Source organism: Streptomyces sp. NPDC086023 (assembly GCF_044540325.1).
In the GTDB taxonomy this organism is placed as follows: Bacteria; Actinomycetota; Actinomycetes; order Streptomycetales; family Streptomycetaceae; genus Streptomyces.
In genome coordinates, this window is sequence record NZ_JBITRX010000009.1 from 38,116 (window position 1) to 50,284 (window position 12,169).

Here is a 12,169-nt window from a genome sequence, read left to right on the forward strand (position 1 = left end):
CGGCGCCGGGGAGTTCGGGCCCGCCGGCCCCGGGCGGTGCGTTCAGAAGCCCGGGCCGTCCGCCCGGTCGCCGGCCGTGGACAGGCGGCCCCACAGCAGGTCGGTGAGGCCCGAGACCAGCTCCGCGCGGCCGCAGGGGCGCTCGCCGAGCCACCAGTCGCCGGCCGCGTGCATCATGCCCACGATGCCGTGGCCCCAGATGCGCGCCAGCTGCTCGCCCCCCGGTCCCAGGTCGACCCGCTCCGCGACGACCTGGGCGAGCTCCTCGCCGAGCCGCCGCAGCAGGGGAGCCGAGTGCAGGCCCACGTCGAAGCCGCGCTCGCCCGCGTGGGAGTCCTCGGCCGGGTGCATCAGGAAGCGGTAGACCTGCGGGCGCGCCTCGATGGCGGCCAGGTAGGTGTCGAGGGTGGCCTCGACCCGGCGGCGCCGCTCGGTCGGTGCGTCCAGCGCGGCCCGCAGCGAGTCCAGCAGCGCGTCGGTGTGCCGGACGGCCAGGGCCTGGTACAGGCCGGCCTTGTCGCCGAAGTGCCGGTAGAGGATGGGCTTGGTGATGCCCGCCTCGGCGGCGATGGCGTTCATGGAGGCCTTGGGGCCCTCCCGCAGCACGACGCGGTCGGCCGCTTCGAGCAGCTCCCGACGCCTGCGCTCGGCCGCCGCCTGGTGGTCGGCCTGTTCGGCCTGCTGGGTGGTCTCCATGACGCGTATATCTCCCCGCCCGTACGAATTGCGTGACGCAGGCGCAACGTAACACCAGGATCGGTCCCGGAGCCGAATCGGCGCTGGTGGTTGACAGGTCCTACTGGCGAGTAACAGACTGCTGTTACCGCCGGTAACAGGCCTTGTCGCCGTGCGGTTACCGGAAGTAAGGGCACGGCCCGGTCCGAGCGTACAGCCAGGAGGGGACATGGCGGAGTTCACCATGGAGCTCAACGACGACCAGAAGGAGGTACGCGACTGGCTCCACGGCTTCGCCGCCGATGTGATCCGCCCCGCCGCCGCCGAGTGGGACGAGCGCGAGGAGACCCCCTGGCCGGTGATCCAGGAGGCCGCCAAGGTCGGCATCTACTCCCTCGACTTCTACGCCCAGCAGTTCTTCGACCCCACCGGCCTCGGCATCCCGATGGCCATGGAGGAGCTCTTCTGGGGCGACGCGGGCATCGCGCTGTCGATCGTCGGCACCGGCCTCGCGGCCATCGGAGTCGTCGCCAACGGCACCGAGGAGCAGATCGGCACCTGGATCCCGCAGATGTACGGCACCCCCGACGACGTCAAGGTGGCGGCCTTCTGCTCCTCCGAGCCCGACGCCGGCTCCGACGTGGGCTCCATGCGCACCCGCGCCGTCTACGACCAGGCCAAGGACGAGTGGGTGCTCAACGGCACCAAGACCTGGGCCACCAACGGCGGCATCGCCAACGTCCACATCGTCGTCGCCGTGGTCGACCCCGAGCTGGGCACCAAGGGCCACGCCTCCTTCATCGTCCCGCCCGGCACCCCGGGCCTCTCCCAGGGCCAGAAGTTCAAGAAGCACGGCATCCGCGCCTCCCACACCGCCGAGGTCGTCCTGGAGGACGTCCGCGTCCCCGGCTCCTGCCTGCTCGGTGGCAAGGAGAAGCTCGACGAGCGCCTCGCCCGGGCCCGGGAGCGCGCCAGGGCCGAGGGCGTGGGGACACCTCCCAGCGGTGGCTGGGGGAGGGTGAAGAACGCCGCGATGGCCACCTTCGAGGCCTCCCGTCCCGCCGTGGGCGCCATGGCCGTCGGCACCGCCCGGGCGGCGTACGAGGTCGCGCTCGACTACGCCAGGACCCGCACCCAGTTCGGCCGCCCGATCATCGACAACCAGGGCGTCGCCTTCCAGCTCGCCGACATGCGCACCCAGATCGACGCCGCCCGCCTGCTGGTGTGGCGCGCCTCGTGGATGGCGACCGCCGGCAAGCCGTTCACCTCGGCCGAGGGCTCGATGTCCAAGCTCTTCGCGAGCGAGGTTTCCAAGAAGGTCACTGCACAGGCGGTCCAGATCCTCGGGGGCAACGGCTACACCCGCGAGTACCCGGTCGAGCGCATGCACCGCGACAGCGCGATCTACACGATCTTCGAGGGCACCAGCGAGATCCAGCGTCTGGTCATCGCCCGCACCCTCTCGGGGATGCCGATCCGCTAGCGCGGCGCGGCGCGGGGCGGTCGTGGGCGGGGCGGTCGTGGGCGGGGCGGGCCTGTCCCGGGGCGGGCCGAGCCCTGCGGGGCCTGCCCCACCCCGCCCTTCTCCCGTTCACCGGGGCTGCGCCCCGGGCACCCGGGCCCCAGGTCGGTCAGGGTGTCGGACCCGTGCCCTCCAGCAGGCGGTCGAGGGCCCTGCCGAAGAGCGCCCGGCCGGCCAGGGCCACCGGGGCGTCCAGCAGGCGCGGGACGCCCCGCAGCCGTACCTCCTCCAGCCACACCACCTCGGCGCCCCCGCCCCCGTCCCGGGCCGGACGCACCTCGATCTCCGCCCAGCCCAGCACCACGCGCCCGCGCTTCACCAGCCGGCAGCGCCCCGCCGCCCCGTCCGCCGGCGGTGCCCAGGCGACCACCTCCATGGGGTCGTCGAACGCCAGCCTGCCCACCCCGGTGCGCGCGGTGAACACCGTGCCCTCCCGGGTGGGCGGCGCCGTCTCCGTCACGATCCGTGTGAGGGGCATCTGCGCACCGTGGCGTGGCCAGTCGGTGACGCGCAGCCACGCTTCCGCGGGCGGCACATGGGCGGTGCGCACAATCCGGATAAGGGACATGAACCGATCGTAAAACTCCATCCGGTCCGTGAGATGAACGCCGAATACGGGTTCCGTCCGGCACCGCTGATCAGTAATACTCCTCGCCACCGTGGATGGCGGCCAGGCCCGCACTGACCACCCGGCCCTCCGCCGCCACAGAGCGAGGAGGTGCGCCATGTGTAACCACCAGCCACCCTGTCCGAGTGCCGACAGTGCCGACCGCGACGCGGCCCGCACCGTGGCCTTCCATCCGGAACAGGGCTGGAGCCTGCTCTGCAACGGCGTCGTCCTCTTCGACGACACCGGAGAACAGCTCCCCGACGGCAGCGCGGTACAGCCGCGCCGTCCGGCCCTCGTCTGAGCCGGCCAACGCCCGCCATCCCCCAAGACCCCCCCGTCTGTGCCGAAAGGGAGATCCCATGCGCCAGACCCGGATACGCAAACCCGCCCCCAAGCCCGCGCCCCGAGACCTGGACCTGCGCACACCGTCGGGCAGACCCCTCCCGTACTGACGGGAGCCCGGAGTCCCCCGCCCGCCCGGCGGGGGACGCAACACGCATCACCCCAGGACCCGGCCGCCCGCCGGGGCCCCGGACTCAGCCGGTGTGCGGCACGGTCTCCGCGCCGCCGCGGAACGCCCGCTCGTACGCCTCGTCCCCGATCGCCTCGCGTGCCTGCCGCTCACCCGCGTCCCGCACCGCCCGCAGCGAGGGCGAGCCCATCTGCGGCCGGCCGACGACGCGCCACCAGGCGTGCCCGGTGCCCAGCAGCCGCGCCGCCAGCTCTCCGTCGCCCTCCGCCGCCACGGCCGCCGCCAGCAGGTCGAGGCCGATGGCGATGCCGAAGCTGTCGTGCAGCAGCCGCTTGCCGGACAGCGCCGCCCGCACGTGCCGCGCGGCCTCGCCCGGCCGGTCCAGGCCGAGCGCCGCCACCGCGAGGATGTAGTCCGCGAACGCCCGCAGCCAGCGGTCGCCCAGCCGCTCGCAGGCCTCCCGCAGCCCGGTGGCCTCCGCCGTCGCCTCCTCGAAGCGGCCGAGGCCGCACAGCGCGTACGAGGCGGCGAGCCGGCACAGCAGCGCCCCGGCCCCCTCGGCGGGCCCGGCGTGCGCCGCCCGCGCCCGCGCACTGGTGAACTCCAGCGCCCCGGCCGGGTCCCCCGGCATCAGCACCGAGACCCCCACCAGGTACGCCGCCCGCAGCCGGGCCTCGGCGTCCCCCAGCACGGCGGCCGCCCGCAGGCAGTCCTCGCCCCAGGCCAGGCTGCTCACCAGGTCGCCCTGGAGCAGCGCGGTCAGCCCCACCGCCCACAGCCCCTGGACGTAGGACCGCCCCTCCGCGGGTGCGGTCGCCAGCGCCCGCTCCAGGAAGGCGCGCCCCTCGCCCAGGTGCCCGCAGCAGAACCAGAAGAACCACAGGTGCCCGGCCATCTCCAGGGCGGTGACGGGGTCCGTGTCCAGCAGGTGCTCCAGCGCGCTGCGCAGCTCCATGTGGGCCGCGCTGATCCGCCGGTACCAGTCCAGCTGCTCCGGTCCCAGCCAGCCGGCGTCGGCCTGCCGGGACAGGGCGGCGTACCAGTGGGCGTGGCGGTCGGCGACGGTGCGCTCCTCGCCGAGCTCGGCGAGCCACTGGCGGCCGTACTCGCGGATGGTGTCGAGCATCCGGTACCGCTCGCGGGCGCCCTCGACGGTGCGGCGCACCACCGACTTGCCGGCCAGCCCGGCGAGCAGCCCCTCGATCCGGGCGGCGGGGAGCGGGCCGCCGGAGCAGACGGCGCGGGCGGCGGCCAGGTCGAAGTCGCCGGCGAAGACCGAGAGCCGGGCCCACAGCAGCCGTTCCAGCGGCTCGCACAGCTCGTGGCTCCAGCCGATGGCGGTGCGCATGGTCTGGTGGCGGGGGAGCTGCGTGGCGCGGGTGGCGGACAGCACCTCGAAGCGGGCGTCCAGGCGTTCCGCCATCTGCTCCAGGGTCCACGACCGCAGCCGGGCGCCGGCGAGTTCGAGAGCGAGCGGGATGCCGTCGAGGCGGCGGCAGACCTCGGCTGCGGTGGCGGTCCGGCCGGGGTCCGCGAAGGCGTGGCAGGCCTGCGGGGTGGCGGCGAGGGCGCGGTGCCGGAAGAGGGTGAGGGCGTCGCTGTCGGCGCCCTCCGCGGGCAGCGGGCGCACCTCGTTCACCGTCTCGCCGTAACAGCCCAGCGGCTGGCGGCTGGTGGCCACCACGGTGAGGCCCGGTGCGGCCTGGAGGAGTTCGCCGACCAGGTGGCGGCAGGCCTCGACGACGTGCTCGCAGGTGTCGAGCACGAGCAGCAGCCGCTTGTCGGCGAGCCAGGCGCAGAGGTCCTCGTCGGGGGTGCGGCCGGAGTGCTCGGTGAGCCCGAAGGCGTGGGCGACGGTGGCCGGGAGCAGTCCGGGGTCGCGCAGCGGGGAGAGGTCCACCCACCAGGCGCCGTCCGGGTAGGCGCCGCGGGCGGCGCGCACGGCGCGCAGCGCGAGCCGCGACTTCCCGACGCCGCCGACCCCGGTCAGCGTGATCAGCCGACGGTCCCGCAGCAGGCCCCCCAGCCTTTCGAGTTCGTCCCGACGCCCCACAAAGCTCGCCGTCTCCGACGGCACGTTCCCCTGCACGGCGCCAGATTCTGTCCCAGAGGGCCGGTCGCACAAGCCCTATTGATCATTGTTGATCGAATAGTCGCCAACCGGGTGCCCGGATCGGACCCTGATTGGCGTCCGGCCTACGGGTTTGGCGTGGGCGGGACCAGGGTGACGTTCCGCTCCTCGGAGAACCGCCCCCAGGTGCCGTCGGGCAGCCGGGCCCGCAGCTTCAGCGTCCACACCGTGCCGGCCGGTTCGGCGGTGGCCAGGCGGTGCACCACCCGGCCGGCGGGCACGGCCTCGGCGCCGAACTGCAGGACGGTGGTGGCGCGTCCGTTGACGTACAGCTGGTACGCGGTGACCGGTTCGCCGGTCTCCGGGGCCGTCCAGGACAGCTCCACGGTCCCCGGTTCCGCGGCGACGGCGAACTCCGTCGGGGCGGTGCCGCCGGTGTCGGGCGCGCCGGCTGTGGTGAGGGGTGCGGCCGGGCTGTCGGGGGACGAGTTGTCGGCGGCGTCGCGGGCGCGGACCGTGAAGCGGTAGGCGGTGGCGGGGCGCAGGCCGGTGAGGCGGGTGGTGGTCTCGCGGGCGGGGACGGTGTGGATCCGTACGCCGCCCTGGTAGACGTCGTACGCGGTGACACCGGTGTCGTCGGTGGCCCGCGGCCAGGAGAGCACGGCCGCGCGGGCGCCCTCGGGGCGGGCGGTGAGGCGGGCCGGGGCGGCCGGGGGCCGGGTGTCCTTCGTGCCGGCGGCGGTGGTGATTCGAGCCGGGGCGGTGAGGGGGGAGAGGTTGCCCGCCGCGTCGGCGGCCCGTACCGCGAATGCGTAGGCGGTGCCGGGGGCCAGCCCCTCGACGTCCACCATCCGCTTGTCGGCGGGGAGTTCGCGGAGCAGAGCGCCGTCGCGGAACAGCTGGTAGCGGGTGACCCCGTCGGCCGGGGCGGCCGGTTCCCACATCACGTGGGCGGAGGTGGCGCTGCCCGACTCGGCGGTCAGGCCGGCGGGTGCGGGCGGGGGCTCGGCGTCCCGGTCCGGTCCCCCGCAGGCGGTCAGCAGGCAGCAGAGCAACACGGCCGGGGCGGCGGCTCGTCGCACGGCCCCTCCTTCCCCGGCCGGGCCGGAGTCTGGACTCAAAGGTCTAGACATATATGGCACAGGGGGCGGGTGAGCCTCAAGAACGGGGATTGATAACCTCTTATTGCGACTGGATCGCAATAACTTTTGATCTTCAGTAGAGCAGGGATGTGCACCGGATGACCGCCCGAACGGCACGGGGACTGGCCGCGACCACGCTGGCCGCCGCACTCGTCACGAGCGCGGCGGCGTGTTCCGCGCCCGGCGCAGGGGGCGCTGCGGCGGGGGACCGGACGGCCGACTCCGTCGTCGTCGGCATCGCCAACGAACCGGAGACCCTCAGCCCGCTCCTCGGCTACGGCAAGGACGGCAACTCGAAGATCTTCGACGGGCTGCTCACGCACGACGCGGACATGAGGCTTCGGCCCGCGCTGGCGGCCGCCCTGCCCGAGGTGTCCCCGGACGGCCTCACCTACACCTACCGGCTGCGGCAGGGCGTGAAGTTCAGCGACGGCAGGCCCTTCACCGCCAAGGACGTGGTCTTCACCTACCGGACCATCCTCGACCCGAAGACCAACAACCCCTCCCGGAGCGAACTCGACGCCCTGGCCCGGGTCGAGGCCAAGGGTGCCACCACCGTCGTCTTCACCCTCAAGTACCCCTACGCCCCGTTCGCCGAGCGGACCGTGCTGCCCATCGCCCCCGAGCACGTCGCGGGCCACCAGGACGTCAACACCGGCGAGTTCACCACCAGGCCCGTCGGCACCGGACCGTACGTGCTGACCGCCTGGTCCAAGGGCGAGAAGCTGAGCTTCAGGGCCAACCCCGGCTACTGGGGCGGCGAACCGGCGGTCAAGAGGTTCACCATGGCGGTCATCAAGGACGACGACGTACGCGCCACCCGCCTGCGCTCCGGCGAACTGGACGGCGCCGTCCTGCCGCCCAACCTCGCCCGCGGCTTCAAGGGCGGCGAGGGCCGGACCACCTACGCGGCCAAGTCCTTCGACTTCCGCAACGTCACCCTGCCGTCGCACCACAAGGTGACCGGTGACGTGGCGGTCCGCCAGGCCCTGGACGTCGCCGTCGACCGCACGGTGATGGTCGACCGGATCCTCGAAGGCGCCGGCAGGCCCGCCTACGGCCCGGTCCCGACCGACAGCCCCTGGTTCGCCGCCGGCACCGAACGCGCCCACGACCCGGCCAAGGCGCGGCGGATCCTCGACGCGGCCGGCTGGAAGCCCGGCCCCGACGGCATTCGCGCCAGGGACGGCGTCCGTGCCTCCTTCCCGCTGTGGTACCTCTCCGGCGACAAGCTCCGCCAGGAGCACGCCCTCACGTACGCCTCCGACGCCAAGAAGGTCGGCATCGAGGTCAGGACCGAGGCCGGCACCTGGGAGGCCATCGAGCCCCGCATGAAGCAGGAGGCCGTCCTCGCCGGCGGCGGATCACCCGCCGACCCCGACTTCGACCAGTACCTGCTGCTCGACTCCGCCGCCGCGGGCGAGGGCTTCAACAACATGGCCTGGTACGCCAACCCGGCGGTCGACAAGGCCCTGGAGCAGGGCCGCCGCAGCGGCGACCACACCGTCCGCAAGGCCGCGTACGACACCGTCCAGCGCGAACTCGTCAAGAACCCGGGCTACACCTTCCTCACCCACATCGACCACCTCTACGTGATGGGCGACTCCTGGGGGAAGCTGACCACCCAGGTCGAGCCGCACGACCACGGCCTGGCCTCCGGCCCCTGGTGGAACATCGAGGACTGGAAGCCCGCGGAGTGACCCGCCGCCTCCCCTGGGGGCCCATGGCACGGATGACCGGGCGGCGGGCGCTGTCCGCCGCCCCCGTCCTGCTCGCCGTCACCCTCGGCGTCTTCGCCGCCGCCGCGGCCTCCCCCTTCGACCCCGTCAAGGCGTACGCCGGCACCGCCGGCCTCACCGCCTCCCGGGAGAACCTCGACCAGCTGCGCGCCAACCTCGGCGCCGACCAGCCCCTCCTCGCCCGCTGGTGGGACTGGCTGACCTCCGCCCTCACCGGCGACCTCGGCGCCTCCGCCGTGATGCGCCAGCCCGTGGCCGACGTCATCACCGAACGCCTCGGCTGGTCCGCCCTCCTCGCCGCCACCGCCTTCCTCGTCGCCGTGACCCTCGGCACCGGCCTCGGCGTACTCGCCGCCCGCCGCCCCGGCGGCCTCCTCGACCGCACCGTCTCGGCCGCCGCGTACACCCTCGAAGCCGCCCCCGCCTTCTGGCTGGGCCTGCTCGCCGTGTGGTTCTTCGCGGTCCGGCTCGGGGTGCTCCCGGCCGGCGGGCTCACCGACGCCGGCAGCGACGCCGTCACCGCCGGCCAGGTCGCGACCCACCTCGTGCTGCCCGCGCTGGTCCTGGGCCTCGCCCAGCTGCCCTGGTTCTTCCTGTACGTACGCCAGGGCGTCGCCGACGCCCTCGCCGAGGACCCCGTACGCGGGGCCCGCGCCCGCGGCCTCGCCGAGCGCACCGTCCTCCTCGGGCACGCCCTGCGCTCCGGGATGCTGCCCGTCCTCACCCTGATCGGCTCCCGGGTGCCGGAGCTGATCACCGGTGCGCTGCTCGTGGAGACCGTGTTCAGCTGGCCCGGCATCGCCGCCGCCACCGTGCAGGCCGCCGTCGCCGTGGACTTCCCGCTGCTGGCCGCGCTCACCGTGCTCGCCACCGCCGCGGTGCTGCTGGGCAACCTGCTCTCCGACCTGCTGTACGGGCTGGCCGACCCGAGGGTGGGCTTCGATGGGTAGCCGCGGCCGCGTCGGCCTCTCCGCCGGCATCGTCGTCCTGGCCGTGCTCGCCGTGCTGCTGGTCCCCCCGCTCGCCCGGCTGGACCAGCAGGCCGTCGACCTCGCCGCGAAGCTCCTGCCGCCGTCCCCGGCCCATCCGTTCGGCACCGACGAGCTGGGCCGCGACCTGCTGCTGCGCTGCGTCTACGGGCTGCGCGTCTCGCTGCTGGTCGGCGTGGTCGCGGCCCTGGCCGCCACCCTCGTCGGCACCGCCGTCGGTGCGGCGGCGGGTGCCCTGGGCGGCTGGTTCGACCGGGTCGCGATGCGGGTGGTGGACACCTTCGCCGCCGTCCCCCACCTGCTGCTGGGCATCTTCGTCGTGGCCCTCTTCCGGCCCGGGGTGTGGCCCGTGGTGGTGTCCGTCGCGCTCACCCACTGGCTCTCGACCGCCCGGATCGTCCGTGCCGAGGTGCTCTCGCTGCGGTCCCGCCCCTTCGTCGACGCCGCCGTCTCGGGCGGTGCCTCCCGGCTCCGCGTGGCCCTGCGCCACCTGGTGCCCGGGGTGCTGCCGCAGGCCGGGCTGGCCGCCGTGCTGATGGTCCCGCACGCCATGTGGCACGAGTCGGCGCTCTCCTTCCTCGGCCTGGGCCTGCCCGCGCACCAGGCCAGCCTCGGCAACCTCGTGCAGACCGCGCGCGGTTCCCTGCTCGCCGGCGACTGGTGGCCCACGCTCTTCCCCGGCCTGTTCCTGATCGTCCCGACCCTGGCCATCGCCTCGCTGGCGGCCGCCTGGCGCACCCGGCTGAACCCGCGGCGCCGCTCGGAGCTCACCCTGTGACCGACCACCTCGCACCCCCGGACGCGACCGGGCGCCCGGACACCCCGCCCGCCCCCACGGCCCCGCCGCCCGTCCTCCGCGTCGAAGGCCTCTCGGTCCGCTTCCGGATGCGCGGCGGCAAGGAGGTGGCCGCCGTATCGGACGCCCGCTTCACCCTCGGGCCCGGCGAGTGCCTGGCCCTGGTCGGCGAGAGCGGCTGCGGCAAGTCCGTCCTCGCCTCCGCCCTCCTCGGTCTGCTCCCGGGCAACGCCGTGGCCACCGGATCCGCACGGCTCGCCGACGGCCTGGACCTGCTCGACGCCGACGAGCGCACCCTCGCCCGGACCGTACGCGGCCGCCGCGTCGGACTCGTACCGCAGAGCCCGGCCGCCCACCTCACCGCCGTACGCACCGTCCGCTCCCAGCTCCGCGAAACCGTCCGGGCCCTCACCCGCACCCCCCGGGCCGCCCTGGCCGGGGCCACCGAGGCCGCGGCCGCCCGGGCCGCGTTCCCCGCGAGCCACCTCGACCGACACCCCCACGAACTCTCCGGCGGCCTCGCCCAGCGCGCCGCCACCGCCCTCGCCCTCGTCGGCGACGCGCCCCTGCTGCTGGCCGACGAGCCCACCACCGGCCTCGACCGCGAACTGGTCGAGCGCACCGTGGACGAGCTGCGCGCCCACACCCGGCAGGCGGACCGCGCGCTGCTGATGATCACCCACGACCTCGCGGCCGCCCGGCGCATCGCCGACACCGTCGCCGTCATGTACGCGGGCCGGATCGTCGAACTCGCCCCGGCCGAGGCCTTCTTCGGCACGCCGGGCCCGCGCCACCCGTACGCGCGGGGCCTGCTGGAGGCCCTTCCCGAGCGCTCGTTCACCCCCATCCCCGGCACCCCGCCCGAACTCGGCGCTCTGCCCCCCGGCTGCGCCTTCGCCGCGCGCTGCCCCGCCGCGGGACCGGCATGCGCCGAACGCCCGGCCTTCACCGGCGGCCTGGCCTGCCACCACCCCCTCACCCCCGCCCCGCCCACCACCGCGCCGGAGGCAGACCGTGCTTGAGCTGAAGGACATCACCGCCGGATACGCGCGCCACGCCCCCGCGGTGCGGGACGTCAGCCTCACCCTCGCCCCGGGCGAGTCCCTGGGGCTGCGCGGACCCAGCGGCTGCGGCAAGTCCACCCTCGCCCGCGTCGCCGCCCTGCTGCACCGGCCCGACCGCGGCACGCTCGTGCTGGACGGCACCCCCGTCACCGCCTGGCGGCACCGGGCGCCGCGCGAGCAGCGCACCGCCGTCGGCGTGGTCTTCCAGCAGCCCCGGCTCGCCGCCGACCCCCGCCTGCGGCTGCGCGACCTGATCGCGGAACCGCTGCGCGCCACCGGCCGGCGCTCCGAAGTGGCGGAGGCCGTGGACCGGTTGAGCCGCCGCGTCGGCCTGGGCGCCGACCTGCTGGCCCGCCGCCCGCACGAGGTCAGCGACGGCCAGCTGCAACGGGCCTGCCTCGCCCGGGCCCTGGTGCTCCGCCCGCGCTGGCTGGTCTGCGACGAGATGACCGCCATGCTCGACGCGTCCACCACGGCCGCGCTGGTCGCCGTCGTCGAGGAGTACCGGGCCGAGACCGGCGCCGGACTCCTCGCCGTCGGGCACGACGGGGTGCTGCTGGAGCGATGGTGCGACCGGACGGCCGACTGGGCCGGCCTCACCGGGGCGGCCGCCCCGGCCGGCTGACGTGCCGTCACGGACGGTCAACCACCCGTGCGGCGGACACGTCGGTCACCCGTCAGGCCGTCCGGCTGCGCCACCATGGCGCCCGACTGCCGCAGCCGGACCGGCCGTGCGGCGTAGGAGGTTGTGATGGCCGTTTCCATCTCCGTCGTTCTGCTGCTCCTCATCCTCGCGGTGATCTTCCTGCGCAGCGGCGGGCTGAAGTTCTCGCACGCGCTGGTCTGCATGCTCCTGGGGTTCTACCTGGCGAGCAGCAGCGTGGCGCCCACCATCCACGACGGCCTCACGGCCACCGCCGGCGTCGTGGGCAGCCTCCATCCGTGACCGGACCGGACGCGGACGCTCAACACCGCTGAGCGACCGCCTTGTTGACGCGCTGTTGATCAACTGTTGCGCGTCCGTGAATCATCCGGCACCCCTATGGATTCCTCAGGCAACGAGTTCTAGCGTCGGGCGGCGGCGCGATC

The 12,169-nt window shown here is 74.6% G+C and carries 12 protein-coding genes; 8 read left to right on the forward strand and 4 right to left on the reverse strand.

Translation table 11 applies throughout. From position 1 onward, the window contains the following. Positions 1-42: 42 nt before the first annotated feature. Entirely contained in the window at positions 43-696 is a 654-nt protein-coding gene (locus ACIF6F_RS18995) for a TetR family transcriptional regulator (RefSeq protein WP_399947938.1), read from the reverse strand. Positions 697-904: 208 nt separating this feature from the next. Here ACIF6F_RS18995 and ACIF6F_RS19000 point away from each other — a divergent pair, with 208 nt between their 5' ends. Beyond that, a complete protein-coding gene (locus tag ACIF6F_RS19000) occupies positions 905-2,158 on the forward strand; it encodes an acyl-CoA dehydrogenase family protein (RefSeq protein ID WP_399947939.1) in 1,254 nt (417 codons plus the stop codon). Between the two features lie 148 nt (positions 2,159-2,306). On the opposite strand, the gene ACIF6F_RS19005 is transcribed toward ACIF6F_RS19000, so the two are convergent. Next, complete coding sequence (locus tag ACIF6F_RS19005; RefSeq protein ID WP_399947941.1) at positions 2,307-2,765, reverse strand: SRPBCC family protein; 459 nt, start codon at positions 2,763-2,765, stop codon at positions 2,307-2,309. Positions 2,766-2,922: 157 nt separating this feature from the next. On the opposite strand from ACIF6F_RS19005, the gene ACIF6F_RS19010 reads away from it, so the two are divergent. Further along, a complete protein-coding gene (locus ACIF6F_RS19010) occupies positions 2,923-3,108 on the forward strand; it encodes a DUF5999 family protein (RefSeq protein ID WP_399947943.1) in 186 nt (61 codons plus the stop codon). Positions 3,109-3,343: 235 nt separating this feature from the next. Here ACIF6F_RS19010 and ACIF6F_RS19015 read toward each other — a convergent pair whose 3' ends face one another. Both ACIF6F_RS19015 and ACIF6F_RS19020 read right to left on the reverse strand, forming a co-directional pair. Next, positions 3,344-5,368, reverse strand: coding sequence for an ATP-binding protein (locus tag ACIF6F_RS19015; RefSeq protein WP_399947945.1), 2,025 nt, complete (start codon positions 5,366-5,368; stop codon positions 3,344-3,346). A 107-nt stretch (positions 5,369-5,475) separates the two neighbouring features. Beyond that, positions 5,476-6,432 carry a fibronectin type III domain-containing protein gene (locus ACIF6F_RS19020; protein ID WP_399947947.1) on the reverse strand — a complete coding sequence of 319 codons (957 nt, stop codon included), beginning with the start codon at positions 6,430-6,432 and terminating at the stop codon, positions 5,476-5,478. Between the two features lie 158 nt (positions 6,433-6,590). Between ACIF6F_RS19020 and ACIF6F_RS19025 the strand changes: the two genes are divergently transcribed. From ACIF6F_RS19025 to ACIF6F_RS19050, 6 genes are all read left to right on the forward strand, one after another. Continuing rightward, complete coding sequence (locus ACIF6F_RS19025) at positions 6,591-8,192, forward strand: ABC transporter substrate-binding protein (protein ID WP_399947949.1); 1,602 nt, start codon at positions 6,591-6,593, stop codon at positions 8,190-8,192. Between the two features lie 23 nt (positions 8,193-8,215). Beyond that, a complete protein-coding gene (locus ACIF6F_RS19030; RefSeq protein WP_399947951.1) occupies positions 8,216-9,181 on the forward strand; it encodes an ABC transporter permease in 966 nt (321 codons plus the stop codon). Beyond that, a complete protein-coding gene (locus ACIF6F_RS19035) occupies positions 9,174-9,998 on the forward strand; it encodes an ABC transporter permease (RefSeq protein WP_399947953.1) in 825 nt (274 codons plus the stop codon). Before ACIF6F_RS19030 ends, ACIF6F_RS19035 begins: the two co-directional genes overlap by 8 nt. Continuing rightward, positions 9,995-11,038: an ABC transporter ATP-binding protein gene (locus ACIF6F_RS19040; RefSeq protein ID WP_399947954.1), complete on the forward strand. Its 1,044-nt coding sequence runs from the start codon at positions 9,995-9,997 to the stop codon at positions 11,036-11,038. Before ACIF6F_RS19035 ends, ACIF6F_RS19040 begins: the two co-directional genes overlap by 4 nt. Next, positions 11,031-11,705: an ABC transporter ATP-binding protein gene (locus tag ACIF6F_RS19045; RefSeq protein WP_399947956.1), complete on the forward strand. Its 675-nt coding sequence runs from the start codon at positions 11,031-11,033 to the stop codon at positions 11,703-11,705. The genes ACIF6F_RS19040 and ACIF6F_RS19045 overlap by 8 nt, the downstream gene beginning before the upstream one ends. 126 nt (positions 11,706-11,831) lie before the next feature. Further along, complete coding sequence (locus tag ACIF6F_RS19050; RefSeq protein ID WP_399947958.1) at positions 11,832-12,026, forward strand: hypothetical protein; 195 nt, start codon at positions 11,832-11,834, stop codon at positions 12,024-12,026. Positions 12,027-12,169: the final 143 nt, after the last annotated feature.